This window comes from candidate division KSB1 bacterium, from assembly GCA_034506395.1.
Lineage (GTDB): Bacteria > Zhuqueibacterota > Zhuqueibacteria > Thermofontimicrobiales > Thermofontimicrobiaceae > Thermofontimicrobium.
The window spans coordinates 29,663-45,152 of sequence record JAPDPQ010000018.1 but is presented as its reverse complement, the minus strand read 5'-3'; the positions used below and the strand labels follow the sequence as shown (position 1 = coordinate 45,152).

Here is a 15,490-nt window from a genome sequence, read left to right as displayed (position 1 = left end):
TTTTGATCTCAAAATGAAATCGATACATAAACGACCCAATAAGTGAAATTGCTCAGCTCAGCGTTGCAGCGATCGGTTCCTGGTGGGATTCGCCACTCAATTTCTGTTCGTTTTCTAAAATTGGCAGCGTGATGATAAAAGTGCTCCCCTTGCCAGGTTCGGTCTGCACGTCGATCTTCCCGTGATGCCGCTCAACAATGCCATAGGAAATTGCTAACCCAAGTCCAGTTCCCTTTTCTTTGGTGGTGAAGAACGGGTCGAAGATTTTATTGAGCACCTCAGGTTCGATGCCTGGGCCAGTATCCCGTATGGCAATTTCAATGTGCTGTTTGGTAGCATCGTATTGACTCCGAATAAACAGATCGCCACCGCCGTTCATTGCCTGAGCGGCGTTGAGGATGATGTTCAGAAAAACCTGTTTTAACTGAGTGCCATCGGCAAAAGTCGCCGGGAGATTAATTGCCAGATCCTTATGAATGGAGATGTTATGGAACAAGGACTGATTGACCACCAAAGCCAAGACCTCTTCGATGAGCTGATTGAGATTGGTCGTCCCAGGCCGCATTTTGGTCTCACGGGCAAAGCTGAGCAATCCCTGGACAATTTCCTTGGTGCGATTGGCTTCGTCGATGATCATCTGGACATCTTGTCGCCGCGGATCATCCGGGGCCAATGATTTTAAAATCAAGTGGGCGAAAATGGTGATTGTACCCAGCGGATTGTTGATCTCATGCGCGACCCCGGCCGCCAATTGGCCTAACGACGCCAATTTTTCTGTGCGGATCAGTGAAGCCTGGGCTTTCTCTAATTCTTGATGGGAAATTTGAAGTTCCTGATGGGATTTTTTCAGCTCATTGTAGATTTTTCGAGTTCGTTCCAAAAGATAGGGGAGACACATTTCGATCTCCGCCAATCCCTGAGCGACTGCGATCGCCTTATCTCGACAAGTGGGATAACCACAGGCGCGGCAATCCAAATTGCGATCAGGTGGCATTTTATCCATCGCTTGCAAAATCGCTTCAATTTCGCGCTCGTCAGGAATGGGGAGATTCTGTTCCATTTTCATAAAATTCCGATGCAGGTCGATGTCTTTGAACCTGGAGATTTCGACCAAGACATCTGCTGGGCTTTGTCGGCTCATTTCTGCCTTAGTATACCGCGCCACGATCTGACGCCGACCCATCACCGAAATCTCCATGTCAGCGAAGGGGCCATCGACACAGCCTTCACAAAATTCCAGATCGATGAATTTCGCCTCGATGAACCCAGCCACCAATTGATGCAGCGCTCGCAGTGAACGAATTCTGCCACCCGTCACGCTGATCTCATCCATTAGCACATCAAAACTCTCACCCATGCAACGATAAAGGCCACCAGTGACCGGAAAAATTCTCGCCAGATAGGGCCGCGGTCCATCGAAGTTCGTTTCCTCCTGCTCCAGCCGATCGATGCCAGCCTCATCGAACAATTGGCGCACTTCGTGAAATGTGATCACCTGATCGATCACCCCTGCCACTTCTGGCGCCATCATTTCCCCCATTTGGGCGAGACAAGCTGTAATATAGATCACTTTCCAATCTGGTCCCTTTACTTTTCGAGCAATCCGTCCCGTCGCAATCATTGGTGATACGATGGGCGCCAGATTCGGAATAAGCTGAGGCAGATATTTCTGAACATAAAAGGCGATGGCTGGACAGAAAGAAGCAATAATGGTCCTCCCAACATCTTGAGCCAGCAGCTCCCGATACTCACGGCTGACGAGCTCGGCTGCAAATGCCGCCTCCCAGACCTCGGTGAAGCCAAGTTTTTTAAGCGCCGTCACTAATTGCCGCGGTGTCCCACGATCCAAAACCGCAGGAAAGGTGGGGTCCAGGCAAGCAATGATTTTCTCGTTATTATCGAGGAACTCCTTTACTTGATATAAGCCGCTCAGATAAAACATTGCATTCTGAGGGCAAGTCTTGATACAACTGCCACAAAGAATGCATCGTTCATGAATGATCTTAATGTTCCCCTTTTCCCGCTTGATTGCTTTCGCAGGACAGATCTGAATACAGCTATAGCAGCGTCGACATTTGCGGCTGATGACATTGATCTGGCTCATAGTTTCTCGTTCTAATAGTTCACAAGGATAATTTGTCCAAGTTGGCCCCGCTTGATTATTGCTTACCATCGAGCTGATTTGGCGCGTTGCTCCAGCGAGGGTTCGTGCCGCGGGGCTTTTTTATGATCCCTCGACCAAAAAATCATGGCCAATTGCGGACGAGCTTTCTCGCTCAGAGCATACTATCAAGCGCCACAGTCTTGAGTGGGAAGGAAATCATCGGCAAGTTAGTGCTTGAACGAAAGCTATTAAATTTTAGCAGGAATGTCATTTCGAGCGAGGTGAAGAATCTGGTTGCCCTGAGATTTTTTTATTTGCAAATCTCTCCCCGCAGTCGAAATGACAGAGTGGTGAGATTTCGTTCAGGCACTACTTAGCCGAATAAACCACATTCAACGTCTCCTCGGCAATCACCAATTCCTCATTGGTAGGGATCACCCAGGTTGATACCTTAGCGTCCTTTTTGCTGATGCGCTTTTCCTCAGCTTTAGCATGGGTATTCTCGTACGGATCGAGCTCGATCCCAAGAAAGCTAAGCCCTTCGCAGGATTTCGATCGGACCAGCGCTGAATTTTCACCGATGCCGGCCGTAAAAACGAGTACATCCAGCCCGCCCATCGCAGCGGCATAGGCGCCGATATATTTTTTGATCCGATAACAAAAGATCTCAAACGCCACCTGGCTCTTTTGGTCTCCCTGTTCGATCCCCTCCAGGATTTTCATCATGTTATTCGAATTTTCCGACAAGCCCTTCAAACCGCTTTCTTTGTTCAACAGGTTATCGATCTGATCCAGAGATAGATTTTCCTTGCGCATGAGAAAAAAGGCCACGGAGGGGTCCATATCACCAGCCCGGGTGCCCATCAATAGCCCCTCTAATGGAGTGAAACCCATCGAGGTATCGATGCATTTACCGGCTTTGACCGCTGCCATACTGCATCCATTGCCCAAATGGCAGGTGATGATCTTCAGATCCGCGATCGGCCTGCCTAGCAATTTTGCGGCGCGATGAGCCACATAATAATGCGAGGTGCCGTGAAAACCGTAGCGCCGAATCTTATAGCGCTCATAATATTTGTATGGGATGCCGTAGAGATAAGCGGTTTTCGGCATCGTTTGGTGAAAAGCCGTGTCGAATACCGCTACCTGGGGGATGGCTGGCAATAGCTTCCGACAGGCCAGAATGCCTTCCAGTTGCGGCGGATTATGGAGCGGAGCCAACTGGCTGCACTCCTCAATCCTTTGGATCACCTCATCGGTGATGAGCGTTGGCTGCGAAAAATATTCGCCTCCATGGACCACGCGATGTCCCACCGCAAATAGCTCCGAAACATCATGGATCACCCCGGTCGCTTTGTTTAACAGCCCTTCTAAAATCTGGGCAATCGCTTGCTCATGATTCTTGATCACTTTGTAAAATTTCACCTGCCCGCCAGTATTGCGTTGTTGCCAGATCTCCGAATTCTCTTCACCGATCCGGGAAATGCTCCCTTTGACCAACCATTGTCGTGTACTGCCGTTAATTACTTGATATTTGACAGATGAACTGCCGCAATTCAAGACCAGTATCGTCATTCGAGTTGATTTGATTTTTTTCATCATCGCTCCACGCCCCTTCATATTTATTCCATTTTTCTGTGTTGCAAACCCTTGATGCAATTATTTTCGACTGGCCAAATTTTGCCATACAAAAGAGGATCAGCAACAAGAGGAACAATCGATTGGCAAAAAATATGAGCGCCTTAACTATTTTCAACAAGCTCCCGGTTCGAAAAGAAAAAGCTGATCTCGTAAGCGGCGGTCTCCGGCCCATCCGAGCCATGAACGATGTTTTGCTCCTTGCTATCCGCGTACATTTTGCGGATGGTCCCTTCCTCAGCTTTGGCAGGGTCTGTCGCCCCAATCAGCTTGCGAAAATCCTCAATGGCATTTTCCTTTTCCAATACCATTGGTACACAATTACCCGAGGACATGAACGTCACCAGATCATAATAAAATGGTCGCTCCTTATGGACAGCATAAAACTCTCCTGCGGTCCTGGAATTCAATTTCACCATCTTCATGGCGATAATTTTAAATCCCTCAGCCTCAATCCGTTTGATCACCTTTCCAATTAAATTCTTTCGGACACAATCCGGTTTCAAGATCGCCAATGTTCTTTGTACCATTCTGCACTCCTTCAAATTAATTTTAGTTCATTCTGATTCAATGACCAAATCATTGCATTCATTTCAATGACTTTTCTTCTAACAATATCTCAATTCATCAAGTTTCGCGGATGCAGCGACGAATAGCTTCACCTGGCACCACGGAATAATAAATCATCTCAGGATGCTGCCATTATTCTTTGATAATACACGCGTATGCATCATGATTATGGATACTTTCGCAGGTCTCGACTTCGACCTGGTAACTGCTGATGTTGTCGACTTGTTCCAGTTTCAGCGCGACGTTGCGCACAACATCCTCAACAAATGCCGGGTTATCGTATGATCTCTCAGTGATGAATTTTTCATCCTCCCGTTTGAGCAGCGAATAAACTGTTCCCGACGCGCAGTTCTCTAACATTTCTATCACATCTTCGATCCAGAGAAAGCCCTTAAATTGCAGCAGAACACGAATAACGCCTCGCTGGTTATGGGCTCCTCGCTCAGAGATCTCTTTTGAGCAAGGGCAAACGGTTTGAATTGGGATCTCAATTCCCAATGATAGTTTGATACGATGGTTCAACTCGCCGATCAATTGACATTGATATCCCATCAGCGATTTCGCGCCTGAGACTGGAGCGCTTTTTTCGATAAAATAGGGGAAAGCGATCTCCAAATGGGCTGATTCAGCATGAAGACGCTCCTTCATCTCCTTCATAATAGCGCCCATATTGTGAATGTCGATTTCCCGCCGGTATTTGTTCAAAATCTCGATAAAGCGACTCATGTGCGTTCCGCGAAATTGATGTGGCAAATTCACATACATGTTGATCGTCGCCACGGTATGCTGCCTATCATTTGCCTTATCGAGCAATACAATCGGGTACTTTAAATTTTTCACTCCGACCTTGTTGATCTCGATATTCCGATAATCAAAATCGTTCTGAACATCTCTCATAAACTTTTGTATTACTCCTGATAATGAATTTCATTTTTAGGGCAATGCCAATTCCAGTTCAAGACCTTTGCTTTGTCCCATCAGCAGATTCAAAAATGCGTTGTCTAACTTTTGGCCAAACTTGTCATACCAAGAGATCGCTTCATAAAGAGATTTTATGATCAAGCTGAGCCAATAGATCTGGATATATAAAAACATCTTGCTTTTAAACTGTGTAATCGCTCGCTCATAGATCAAGGGAATTGACTCAAGTATCGATGCAAGTTGCTTAAACTTTTTCGCACAGCTATTTGGAAACTTGCCTGCGATTCAAATGATGACTAGAAGCTACCTCACGATCAAAATATGTCTTCATCGCTCCAGGTCATCGAGCAGGCGCTCGATGATTTCATGCGTCCGTTCGGTGGTGAGATAATAATCCCAAACCAGACGATCGACCGCTTTCTCCATGGGGGAATCATGATACCCCATAATTTTTGCAGCCGGCTCCAGATACTCGATCTTCAGATCGTTTCCTGCGAAGACTGTTAATCGGTACAGATCTCTCAATTGTTTGAGAAAATTGAAATGCTTATTTAGCTGGCACAGATCTTCTTTATGTCGGGAATCGATCTGGCAAATCGTTTCCATCAGTTTTCGATTCACCGGTTGTGTCAGTCGATAACGTGCTTTGTAGATCAGCAGCAGCATCTCAATATCCCGGAGCCCTCCGACAGCCTCTTTGACGTTCAGGTTATGCCATTCAGTAATTTTTTTATCTCGCTGCCTGGAGGTCATCTCCTGGACCATCTGGATTTTGTACTGTTCATATTTTTGATAGATGTGTCGCTCGATGATCCGCTGTTCGAACTGATGTTGGAATTTGCTGCTTCCCACGATCATCCGAGCGCCGAGCAATTGGGATTTGTCGATAAACGATTCATCATGTTCTTTAGCCAGAAATTCATCCAGATCATCGATCAGCGTAATATAATCCCCGAAGTGGTCGGCGAAACGGTAATGGGGCATAATGCCACGTTTCACGATTTCGGTGTTCATCATGGTGACGATACGACTACAGTATTCGCGAATCTCATCATCCTTTTCATTCAATAAGATGATGAGGTCATAATCATCATCAAAGGCTTGTTCGCGCGCATAGCCACCAGCCGTATAGATGGCGATCAGGTCTCGTGTGGGAAAATATTGGCCAATTCGTTCGTTAACCGCTTGCTTACAAATATCGAATAGCACCTGCAAATAAGAATCGGAGAATTCAGTGAACTCGGCATCGATTTTCTCGATCGGTTCACCTTGCAGAGCTGCCAATCCGACCCGCATGAATTCCAGATCATGATAATCGCCCAACCATTGCTTTTGCTCTTCAAAACTGCCCAGACTATCGATACGACCAATGATCCCTTTGGCAATTTGCCCTAACTGATCTGGGTTCTGAAGGTACTGGATATAAATTGGATATTTCGATACCACTCGGATGAAAAAACGTTTAAAATAATGGCTGGTGTTGCAATGAATCTCACATAATTTTACTAGCAAATGCTTCAGTCTTTGTTGCTCTGTCTCCCAAAGTGATTGGTCCAGCAACGCGCAAAATTTTTCTTGTTGGTTTGTTGGCAGCGTACTTAAGTAGTTGTTGATCAGATCAGGATATTGATGGAACACTTTGACCAATCGCAGCAATCGGTCGTCACATTGCCGCAAATTATTGAGGAACGCTTCATTGAGCTGAAAACAGAGCTGTTCAGTGCCGAGACTTTTTCTCTTGTTCCATAAAATGATCAAGAATGACATCATGGTATATACGGCATTTCGAGCAGCCTGGCCGTACTTATCAATCAATATTCTTTGATACCGCTCGGGCAACTGACGAAAATCCTTTATAAAATTTTCCAGCACATGGCTATCCTCAGCTTGCAACGCCTCTAAAATGTCGTTCCAGAATTTTGCCCCTTTAAAAAAATGGGAATCACGGAGAAAATCGATCGCCAGATTGCCTGGATAGCTCCGATATGGGTCAGGATACCAGGCGGCTTTCAATTTGGGGGAGAAGATGCTCACCGATTTCAAATGATCGGTAACATCCTGGATCAGTCGCGAGCAGATCTTTTTGGCGATCGCAACATGTTCATGGTAATGGATCAACAGATGATCCCAGGCACTGATCGCTCCCACGTCTTCATATCCCATCGCCTTGGCAATGACTTGAAGCTGTTCGCGGGTGGCTGGATCATCCAAATAAATATCTTCTTCAAGGCCGATGAACAATTGATACAGATGCCGGAATATCTCTAAAAATGTAAGGACCCTTTCCAGTTCGAGGTAGAGAGCCTTGCGGTCGCTATCCTTACGAGTGAGGACACTGACCACATCCCAGCGATTCCCCCGATAGATGCGAAAAATGGTTTTTGCTGCCAAGATGCTGATCGACACCATTCGCAGCGCATCGTCTTTTGGGTTAAGCCGTTCTGCATTGATCGGCTGAAGCAGCAACGAACGGATTTCTCCCAGCACACCTCTCAGATAACCCTCATGAAATTTGTTATCCCGAAAACTGTGATAATGATAGCGGCTGGTGATTTGCTGTTCGAACTGATCGAATAACCTTTGGCTGCCGAGAATGGGAACCGCATTCAACATCTCACTGATGATCACAAAATCTTGAATCTGCCGATCCAGCAGGTCCTGATATTCTTGAATCGAAGCGCTGTAGAACTGGCTCCCGACGTGCTCAGACAAGTAAAAGTGTAGTTCTGTGGCCCACTTGAACATCTCGTTTCGGATCTTGCCGATCACCGCGTTGAGTTGCACCCGAGCTGGCGAACCATCATCAATGACCCCAACATCGATATCATCCTGATGGGCCAAGCTTCCAACGCCCAACATGACGAACTCAGGAGCGGGTTGTGATCCGAAAAACAGATCGAACAATTTTTGCATATAATTGCCAGTGAGAGTCCGGAAGGCAGCCCCGGTCTGAAGCATAAAATTCTTATAAATTGAATACCGATCTTCTGCTGAGGTCAAATTTAGCTTCAGCACATCGATAGATCGCAGATTGAGGAACAATATTTGAAGCGAATAGTAGCATGCCAAGTAGGTCAACTGATCGGGTAAATGTTCAGCGACCGCTACGACAATGTCCATCTCCTGGCTGATTCGGCTTGAACCACGCCAGATATGGACGTCCTCAATTTTGCCAGCGTCCTCCAGGCTTTTCACCATCGGATCGAGGTAGCGCTCGATTGTCCTGATGTATTTTTGATGGTGATTGCCCAATTGGCTGACACGTTCTTTCAATCGATTGAAATAACGATCCACAGATTTCACCTGATGCGGAATGCCGGGCATCTCTGCGCTAGTTATCTTGTCGCTTCAACGAATGAATTGAATTCCTAATGCAAAAGCATCGGCACAATCGTCACCTTTCAGAGATCAAACCATTCAAATCGACCACTGGCATCAAAGCCTCCTGGCCGAACAATAACTTGTTGACGTCAACAGTGCCAGCAGTTCCACGAAGGCGATGCTTCCTGGTTTGCCGTGGTTCATAACGGTCGATCTGCGATCGTGCCCTCGGAATTACAGCGACGCTATGCCACCAGTCCCTTGGCCAGCTCGACTCCCAATTGGAACGCCTGCATATTGATTTTTTCGGTCCCTTTGGGAACACGCGCCAGAATCGCCGATTCTATTCCCTCCATCGAAACGATTTTCGTGAGTTCCACGATGATTCCCAACGCCACAATATTGGCCACTACCACGCGGCCAATTTTATTTCGAGCCGATTCGATAATAGGCACACGATAAATTTTAAATTTTCCAGATGGGCATTCGGTCACCGCATCGGAATCCACTAACAAGATGCCACCAGGTTTTAAGTCTTTGGCATATTTATTACAGGATTCTTGGGTCAATGCCAAAAGCAGATCGATATTGATTGCCTTGGGATAATCGATATCCTCGTCCGAGATAATCACTTCAGAGCGACTGGCGCCACCTCGCGCTTCTGGACCATAGGATTGACTCTGAGTCGCATTTTTTCCATCATAGATCGCGGCCGCCTCGGCCAAGATCTTGCCTGCAAGCACCAGTCCCTGACCGCCTTCTCCACTCAAGCGAATTTCATACCGGTAACTCATGTAACTATCTCCGCACATTCTTGGATGCTACTTTCTAATAACTACCAGCCGTTCGGCACTGCCGCCGACTATCTTCTCGTTCTTCCTCATTTTCGTCTCACTTCCACAAAAGCAGCTATTGCGCTAAGTTGCTTTTCCCTGAAGTTGCTCAATCAGCTTTTGGTAGTTAGCAGTGTATTCGGGCAAATCGCGATCGACCAAAATTCCAGTGATGATCTTGCCGTTCAATTGCTCAGGAGTCATGTTAACAGCTTTTTCGATCGGAACGCTCGCCTCTTTGAGTTGCTTGATCATTTCTGCACCGCTTCCCAGCCGATTTCTTCGGCCGAACGCCGTGGGACAGGGGGTCATTACCTCAACCACGGAGAAGCCCTTTTTCCGGATCGCCTTTTCGATCAAGCGATCCAGCTTAATGGCATCATAAACCGTACCTCTGGCCACGAAGCTGGCACCAGCCGCTTCGGCCAATCCGCTAATATTGAAGGTATTTTCCACGCTGCCGAACGGCGCAGTGCTGGCTTTGTAGCTGAACGGCGTCGTGGGCGATACCTGCCCACCAGTCATGCCGTAAATATGATTATTGAACAGAATCACAGTGAGATCAATATTCCTTCTTGCCGCATGAATATAATGATTGCCTCCAATGGCCGTCGCGTCTCCATCGCCAGTCACCACGATCACAGTCATCTCTGGCTTTACCATTTTGACACCAGTCGCAAAAGCAATGGCGCGGCCATGAGTGGTGTGCAACGTATTGAAGTCCACGTAGCCAGTCAGACGACTGGAGCATCCGATGCCCGAGACCATACAGATTTCGTCCTTCGACAGCCCAATTCGATCAATGGCTCGAAGCATGGCCTTCAGCACAATGCCATCTCCACAGCCCGCGCACCAAATTAATGGTAGTTTATTCAGTCGAAGATACTTGTCGTAATCGAACATATCCCTTTTCCTTGATTATCTTCTGTGCCAATTTACTTAGCATTCAACTCCAATATCACATCAAGAATCTGCTGCGGATTGATCGGTTCGCCATCAATGCGATTGATTTTGATCACCTCGCAGCCGCATCGAGTTGCCCATTCAACCTCATGGGCGATCTGTCCCAGGTTCAGCTCTGGGACGATAATATAATCCAGCTTTTCGCCCATGGCCTTGACCTCTTTATCGGGGAATGGCCAGATCACTTTCGGCCGCAGGTAATGAATTTTGATCCCCCGCTCTCTAGCCCAGATCATTGCCCGGCGCGCTGAGCGCGAGCTCGATCCATAGGCGAAAATCCCGATCCGAGCCCCATCCTCCTTATCCTCCTCCACCTCAATAATCTCGTCTCGATACCGCTCGATCTTGCGATTGAGTCGGCGCAACATTCGATCAATTTGTGTGGGATTATTAGTCGGAAATCCAGTTTGATCGTGGACCAATCCAGTGACATGAAACCGATATCCCTCACCAAAACTGACGAACGGCGGAATATCGTTCTCCGTCTCCTGGTAAGGGAGATATTGATCGGGTGGGACGTTGGGCTTTACGCGATTCCACACCTCGATCTCATCTTCGCGCGGCAGAACGACCTTTTCGCTCACATGCCCGATGATCTCATCGAATAATAAGATCACTGGCACGCGATATCTTTCAGCCAGATTGAAGGCGCGAACCGTAAGGTCAAATACCTCACGAACCGTATTCGGCACTAGAACGATGATGGGATGATCGCCGTGCGTGCCCCAACGGGACTGCATCACATCCCCTTGCGCTGGCAGCGTTGGCAACCCGGTGCTGGGACCGCCGCGCATCACGTTGACCACCACGCAAGGCACTTCGGCCATAGAAGCATAACCAAGGTTCTCCTGCTTCAAAGAAAAACCTGGCCCACTGGTAGCGGTCATCGCTTTGGCCCCAGCCAGCGACGCTCCAATCACCGCGCCCATCGAGGCAATTTCATCCTCCATCTGGATAAACTTTCCCCCTCTTTTGGGTAACTCGTAAGATAATACCTCCGCAATCTCAGACGAAGGTGTAATGGGATAACCAGCAAAAAATTTTAACCCAGCAGCCAATGCCCCTTCGGCACAGGCTTCATTGCCAGTCATCACCCGGATTCGATCTTGTGTCTCTTTCTCCATTCACGTCCCTATCGCTGATTTATGTTCTGAGTAAAAAATGGAATGATAGGATTGATGGTGATGATTCGGATTGGTCTGTCAATATCTCTCAAAAAAATATTTTTTATTGAAAGAACCCATCCTCTTTCAAAAGATATTTATCAGTAAAGCACCCGAATAATGAACGAACAAATTTATGAAGAGTAAAAAGTAACCAATTGACAGCACCTTTTTCTTCCGAGAATCCAGATCATCCAATTCATCCCGTCGAACCATGAGTTCATTTATTCTTTGTTACGGTAATTGCAAAGTCCGGGCAACGAATTTCACAGAGGCCACAAGCAGTACACGCCTCAAGGTTCACCACTTCAGGATATGGACCATTCATTGCCAGCACATGGGTCGGACAAAACTCGACGCAGATTTCGCAGCTCTTGCACCATTCTTTTTTGATGGTGATCGTGGGCAGTTTCTTTTGTTTGTCAGTCATGTAGCCGTCTCTTCTCAGTTTTTTTATAGGATCTTTTTTACCAATTCATCAATTTCTTTCAATTGTTCGCTGAGCATCTCTCGGACTTTCCGTCGTAATACGCCGATGTTCCTGATCGCGTGTGCCTCTCCTGTCTTTAGCCAAAGAGATACTTTTTCGGTACATTGTTCCCCCAATTCCGCCAGTTGGATATGAACAGAATGAGAGGCATCAAATTGCGGAATGGGTAGTTCTAAGACTTTTTTATGGATATGGCGTGCCCCCCAAAGGCCTCTCGACTGCATTGGCTTTATCATTTTATCTATAATGGGTGCATTCAATAAAGCAGATAAATACTCCGCTTCTTGCTTATTATGGGTCTCTTTGTAATATGTTACGCTTTCTACTATGAATGCTTTCGCCTGCACAATTTGATCGCTAATATCGAAGTCAATTGGTCGATTTATCAGAAATGCTGCACATAAAATAGAGCCCGATGTGTTATATAGAACTAGATATCTTGCATTGGGATTTTGAGACGAAAGTTTATTTCGATAATCGAGCCATTCCACTGCACTCATCCCGGCCGCTTTTGATCCCCTTCGTTTGTTCCATTCTTGTTCCACTGTTTCGAGCCATTTAGCCAGATGAATGTACTGTCGTTTCCGTGCTTCCGCGGCATTAATAATACGATAGCGATTTTCTATCGGTTCAATCGGAAGCACCACCAGCCGATAATCCAAATGTCCGAACGGCAGTAAATCCGTCGAAAGCAAAGTCGCGTACAAATATCTGCTCTCTACGTTTCCCGTGATCACTAAATCTTTATAGTTATTTTTTGCTTCGTGTTTCGCTCTCTGAGAACTCTCAAGCCGGGGCAAGGCGGGATTAAAACCGATCATCGGCAACGACTTTACCTCAACGAACCAAAAGGAGCGAGGAACAATGGTCGCTCCCTGAAAAAAATGCATCTTATAATAGCTTTCCTGCGTTTTTATCTGCTCTACCTCTGTTGCCCAGTAAGAATGTTTCCCACGCCTATTAAGATAAAATGATACCTCTTTTATCTGCAATTTCTGTTCTGCTTCATAAAGAGAGGAATTCTTATTGTCCAGCCTTCCGCTGATCTGCTTTCCTGAAATCGGATATGCGATTTCACCATGCTTTTTCTTCTCAGCGAATAAAACACAACTCGGGACGTTAAACAGAGGCGATACTGCCTCCAGATCCCAGATCTCTTTGAATGAAAGCTGAATTGTTTTGAAATTGCCAGCTCGCAGTCCATCATGCTGATCGGCTGTGAAAATGCTTCTCGGCAGAACGAAAGCAATCGTTCCGTTCTCTTTCAGATAAAGATCCGCCGCTCGCAGTAGAAAAAGGCTCGCTAATTCCAGATGTGTGATTAGCTCGCCCTTTCCTGAAAGGAGACGATAATTCTTGACAATCTTTTCTTTCAAAAAATTTTGGTAAGATGACTCTGCATAGCGAAATGACAGCCATGGCGGATTGCCAACAACAAAATCAAACCTGCCATTTAGGAAAATTGGCTTATAAATATTTTTTAGAATGAACGCCCAAATGGTATCGCGACTCTGCTCGATGAGACCTTTTAAGATTTTGCTGGCATAGAACATTGATTGAATCGAATCCTGATCCTGCGGCAAATTTGGATGCTGAATTTTCACAAATTCAGCGAACTCGGATTTACCAATTTTTTTTCCAGCGTTCTGGACTGCAAACGTGTTGGCACAGTCGATTGCTTCGTCATAAATTTTAGAATTATTAATGATGGCTTCAGAAAAATAAATGTCTTTATCCTCAATGCTAATGCGATACACATTGCCATTGAACCAAACTGGAATTCTGACATCCTTTGCACGCTCCCTCTCAGGGACCCTAATGGTATCAGCCAAATATACTGGAATGTTCTTTTTGCCCTCTCTTTTGAGCAAATCACCTAAAGCCAGGATGTAATTTGTTTTTGCCACAATCACTGCCAGCGGATGAATATCGATGCCAAATACAGAATCAAGAATATGTTCTAAAGTTTCTTTCGAATCTCCTAAGCGTTTCCGTTTTTCACGAATTGCAAGATATAAAAATGTCCCCGAGCCGCAAGCAGGGTCGAAGAATCCACCCAAAGTATTAGCCTCAAGCAGTTGGCAGATCATACGATGGGCCAGCCAATCTGGGGTGTAAAACTCACCGAGGTCGTGGCGTGTTTTGGGATCAACTAATTCCTGGTAAAGCGATTTCAGCACATCTTCGGAGAGTTCTCGAAGGTTATAATTGTTCAGTAGGCTGGTGAGACGATACACCATTTCTATGCCTACCTCTTTGGTCTCCTTGCGAATAATCCATGAAAAGAAATCCTCTTCAATGAAATTTTCTAATCCCTGGGTTCGAAAAAACTCTCCATTAAGAATGGAATAAATCGCATCATTGCTGATTTTTCTATCACCGAGACGGTGCCAGGCCATTAATTTGGCCAGCGTTGCCAAATAAGTATGTCGACAAAAAAGTTCAGATTCAGTGACAATGGTCCCATAGACGATTTTTAAATACCGTTCCCATGATTCGAAAATCACTCGATAATCTGGTTGATCTTGAACCTTCTTCCAGATCGAATTCAGCATTGTTGAAATCAACTGAAACGCATGGCTTTTGACTCCAAAATCCTTGGTAATTTGATCGGATCTCGGGGTCAACACCTCCTTTCTGAGAAAATAGCGATCCAACCAGAAGTAGACATCCCGCGGTGCAAGCTGGGACCAATCAACCTGTTCGATCAAGATTAAGCTGATCTCCGTAGGATCAATTTCATTTTTATCGGGATCAGCCATGATCGGAGAGTAAACGACAAAATTTACTCCATCAGTAGCTAGGCATAAATACGGTCGACGCTGGGATTTCTCTTCTTGCGACCACAGACAAGCCGCATAACGTTTTAGCAGCTCCTGCGCCTCGCCCAATTTCTTTTTCAGATCCCGCTCGAATTCGATGATCAGATTGCCAAATAAATTGTCAACCTCCCCTTTTAAAATGCGATCTTTTTGTTTTACCTGGATGAATTTTTCGATCCCCACAACGTACTCTTCAATAAGCAGGGGTTGGAGCCCAAATAGATTGTTGAGCAACAATAAAAACCGATGCGATCTGGCCGATTCGGTCACCTGCGAGGCCACCGATTGGAGGTACTCAGGAATGATTTTCTGCCAATTTGTTTCCCTGGTGTCAGGAATCCGAGCCGATGTCTCTGGCAGTTTGCTGTTTTTCATCATGCTCTATTAGGTCCCTGGCTAATCGTCTGGCAATTTCAAACGCCGCAGCGATGCGGATAATTTTGACATCCGATAGCCCTTTGAATTCCAAAAATTTTTCTAAAGGCTGATTGGCCATGCCGTAAAATGATCCGTATTTTTCAAGAATTTCTTCAGCGATCTGCTGAGCCGATTTCCCTTTGATCCCAGTGGAAATCAATATTGCCAGCAACTCCGCTTCCGTCAGCGAGGCTGGTCCCAGTTCGCGCAATTTGCCCCCAGGATGTCGCCAAGATTCGGCCATATTG

General features: G+C 46.1%; 11 protein-coding genes. All 11 read right to left on the bottom strand.

The window, feature by feature from the left end; all coding sequences use genetic code 11:
* Positions 1-52: 52 nt before the first annotated feature.
* Positions 53-2,104, bottom strand: coding sequence for an ATP-binding protein (locus ONB37_12470; GenBank protein MDZ7400968.1), 2,052 nt, complete (start codon positions 2,102-2,104; stop codon positions 53-55).
* Between the two features lie 369 nt (positions 2,105-2,473).
* Positions 2,474-3,679, bottom strand: a complete 1,206-nt coding sequence (locus ONB37_12465) for an acetate kinase (protein MDZ7400967.1) — start codon at positions 3,677-3,679, stop codon at positions 2,474-2,476.
* 167 nt (positions 3,680-3,846) lie between these two features.
* On the bottom strand, positions 3,847-4,272 hold the full coding sequence (ndk, locus tag ONB37_12460; protein ID MDZ7400966.1) for a nucleoside-diphosphate kinase: 426 nt from the start codon (positions 4,270-4,272) through the stop codon (positions 3,847-3,849).
* Between the two features lie 172 nt (positions 4,273-4,444).
* Positions 4,445-5,209, bottom strand: a complete 765-nt coding sequence (gene folE2 / locus ONB37_12455; GenBank protein ID MDZ7400965.1) for a GTP cyclohydrolase FolE2 — start codon at positions 5,207-5,209, stop codon at positions 4,445-4,447.
* Positions 5,210-5,560: 351 nt separating this feature from the next.
* The gene (locus ONB37_12450) at positions 5,561-8,557 is read right to left on the bottom strand and encodes a hypothetical protein (protein ID MDZ7400964.1); all 2,997 of its coding nucleotides are present in this window, start codon (positions 8,555-8,557) and stop codon (positions 5,561-5,563) included.
* Between the two features lie 242 nt (positions 8,558-8,799).
* Entirely contained in the window at positions 8,800-9,348 is a 549-nt protein-coding gene (locus ONB37_12445) for a 2-oxoacid:acceptor oxidoreductase family protein (GenBank protein MDZ7400963.1), read from the bottom strand.
* Positions 9,349-9,471: 123 nt separating this feature from the next.
* Positions 9,472-10,290, bottom strand: coding sequence for a 2-oxoacid:ferredoxin oxidoreductase subunit beta (locus ONB37_12440; protein ID MDZ7400962.1), 819 nt, complete (start codon positions 10,288-10,290; stop codon positions 9,472-9,474).
* Between the two features lie 32 nt (positions 10,291-10,322).
* Entirely contained in the window at positions 10,323-11,474 is a 1,152-nt protein-coding gene (locus tag ONB37_12435; GenBank protein MDZ7400961.1) for a 2-oxoacid:acceptor oxidoreductase subunit alpha, read from the bottom strand.
* Between the two features lie 259 nt (positions 11,475-11,733).
* On the bottom strand, positions 11,734-11,943 hold the full coding sequence (locus tag ONB37_12430) for a 4Fe-4S binding protein (protein MDZ7400960.1): 210 nt from the start codon (positions 11,941-11,943) through the stop codon (positions 11,734-11,736).
* A 23-nt stretch (positions 11,944-11,966) separates the two neighbouring features.
* On the bottom strand, positions 11,967-15,203 hold the full coding sequence (locus tag ONB37_12425) for an N-6 DNA methylase (GenBank protein ID MDZ7400959.1): 3,237 nt from the start codon (positions 15,201-15,203) through the stop codon (positions 11,967-11,969).
* A complete protein-coding gene (locus ONB37_12420; protein MDZ7400958.1) occupies positions 15,157-15,486 on the bottom strand; it encodes a hypothetical protein in 330 nt (109 codons plus the stop codon). Before ONB37_12420 ends, ONB37_12425 begins: the two co-directional genes overlap by 47 nt.
* Positions 15,487-15,490: the final 4 nt, after the last annotated feature.

What these genes read in the sequence shown, in the direction of transcription:
- ONB37_12465 (MDZ7400967.1), bottom strand. Translation starts at nt 3,679, where the DNA reads ATGACGATACTGGTCTTGAATTGCGGCAGTTCATCTGTCAAATATCAA.
- ONB37_12420 (MDZ7400958.1), bottom strand. Translation starts at nt 15,486, where the DNA reads ATGGCCGAATCTTGGCGACATCCTGGGGGCAAATTGCGCGAACTGGGA.
- folE2 (MDZ7400965.1), bottom strand. Translation starts at nt 5,209, where the DNA reads ATGAGAGATGTTCAGAACGATTTTGATTATCGGAATATCGAGATCAAC.
- ONB37_12440 (MDZ7400962.1), bottom strand. Translation starts at nt 10,290, where the DNA reads ATGTTCGATTACGACAAGTATCTTCGACTGAATAAACTACCATTAATT.
- ONB37_12445 (MDZ7400963.1), bottom strand. Translation starts at nt 9,348, where the DNA reads ATGAGTTACCGGTATGAAATTCGCTTGAGTGGAGAAGGCGGTCAGGGA.
- ndk (MDZ7400966.1), bottom strand. Translation starts at nt 4,272, where the DNA reads ATGGTACAAAGAACATTGGCGATCTTGAAACCGGATTGTGTCCGAAAG.
- ONB37_12470 (MDZ7400968.1), bottom strand. Translation starts at nt 2,104, where the DNA reads ATGAGCCAGATCAATGTCATCAGCCGCAAATGTCGACGCTGCTATAGC.
- ONB37_12430 (MDZ7400960.1), bottom strand. Translation starts at nt 11,943, where the DNA reads ATGACTGACAAACAAAAGAAACTGCCCACGATCACCATCAAAAAAGAA.
- ONB37_12425 (MDZ7400959.1), bottom strand. Translation starts at nt 15,203, where the DNA reads ATGATGAAAAACAGCAAACTGCCAGAGACATCGGCTCGGATTCCTGAC.
- ONB37_12435 (MDZ7400961.1), bottom strand. Translation starts at nt 11,474, where the DNA reads ATGGAGAAAGAGACACAAGATCGAATCCGGGTGATGACTGGCAATGAA.
- ONB37_12450 (MDZ7400964.1), bottom strand. Translation starts at nt 8,557, where the DNA reads ATGCCCGGCATTCCGCATCAGGTGAAATCTGTGGATCGTTATTTCAAT.